The 1,320-nt window shown below is 62.0% G+C and carries 1 protein-coding gene; it reads right to left on the reverse strand.

The annotated features are described in order from the left end of the window. Window positions 1–157: 157 nt before the first annotated feature. Window positions 158–1,252, reverse strand: coding sequence for an IS5 family transposase (locus ACNQQL_RS35940; protein WP_347069682.1), 1,095 nt, complete (start codon window positions 1,250–1,252; stop codon window positions 158–160). Window positions 1,253–1,320 lie beyond the last annotated feature (68 nt).

The following is a 1,320-nucleotide window of genomic DNA, read 5'->3' on the forward strand; positions in this document are numbered from 1 at the left end:
CAGGCTGTTGAAAAACGCCTCGTCTTGATCACGAGGTCGCTGCGCAAAAGGATTTCGTATGCGATTGGCTGCTGAGTTGGCGACGGATCGTCGAAGCTGGACCGCTCGCGAGCGGTCCAGTCAGCGCGTTGCCGCGCAACGGCCGCGCTTGGGCGGCTCATTGCACGGCTCCTTGCTGCACCACCGTCAGCATTCGCGCCATTCGAGTCAGGTTGCTCGCCAGCATCGTCAACTTGAAGTGCTGATCGACCCGCTTGACGCCGCGATACACGGTCTGTCGAATCCTGCCGACAGTCTTGCCCCAGCCGAAGTGCTCTTCGATGCGTTTGCGAATCACTTGGCTGATGCCATAGCCGGCGTGCCGCGAGGTGCGGCCGTCGATCGCGCTGCCGCCTTGATGAGAATCGTTGCGCGCGACATGCGGCGTGACTTTGCGCGCCCGGCAATCGCGCACAAAGTCGCGCATGTCGTAGCCCTTGTCGGCGCCGAGCGTCTTGGCATGACGACCCGGCACGCAATCGAGCAGGCGCAACGCACTGGCACGTTCGGCGAATCCGTCGGCGTGACTCACCACGGCGCCGACCACCAAGCCCGAACGATTCTCCATCAGGATGTGCCCCTGATAACAAAGGACGGCTCCGCTTTGCCTGCCCTTTCGAAACAGCCGGGCATCCGGGTCTGTGCTCGATTCATGCGTGTCGTTGCTGCGCCGTTTGCCTTTCCAGTCCGTGTCGGCGTTGCGTCCACCGCCGGCCGGCGGATCGTCCGAGCCGTCCTTGGGACGGAAGCTCTTGTGACTGGCCCACGCCTGGATCAGCGTGCCATCGACCGAGAAGTGCTCCCTGGACAGCAGCCCTTGCTTGTCGGCCAAGCGCATGACTTCGGTAAAGAACGCTTCGACCACTTCGTGTTCGAGCAAGCGATCCCGGTTCTTCGAGAACACCGAGTGGTCCCAGACAGCGTCTTCGATAGCCAGGCCGACGAACCAGCGGAACAGCAGGTTGTAGCGCATCTGCTCCATCAGCATGCGCTCGCTGCGCACCGAGTAAAACACCTGCAGCAGCAACGCACGCAGCAGCTTCTCCGGCGCAATCGAGGCGCGACCGCTCTCCGCATAGATCGTGCCGAACAGCCCGTTGAGCCGCTTCAACGCCTGATTGACCAGCAGCCGAAGCGGCCGCAACGGGTGATCGGCCGGCACGAAGTCTTCCAGCTTCACCGTCGTGAACAACGGTTCTTGCATCTCGTCCATTCCACGCATCGGCTCATCTGCTCAAGATCATGAACACGATATCTCTAACGCACCGCCCTTCGAGCCCG

The sequence above is a fragment of the Burkholderia sp. LFS061 genome (assembly GCF_047978125.1).
Taxonomy (GTDB): Bacteria; Pseudomonadota; Gammaproteobacteria; order Burkholderiales; family Burkholderiaceae; genus Burkholderia; species Burkholderia pyrrocinia_C.

Excerpts from the sequence above, each read along its gene's own strand:
- ACNQQL_RS35940 (WP_347069682.1), bottom strand. The coding sequence starts at position 1,252 with ATGGACGAGATGCAAGAACCGTTGTTCACGACGGTGAAGCTGGAAGAC.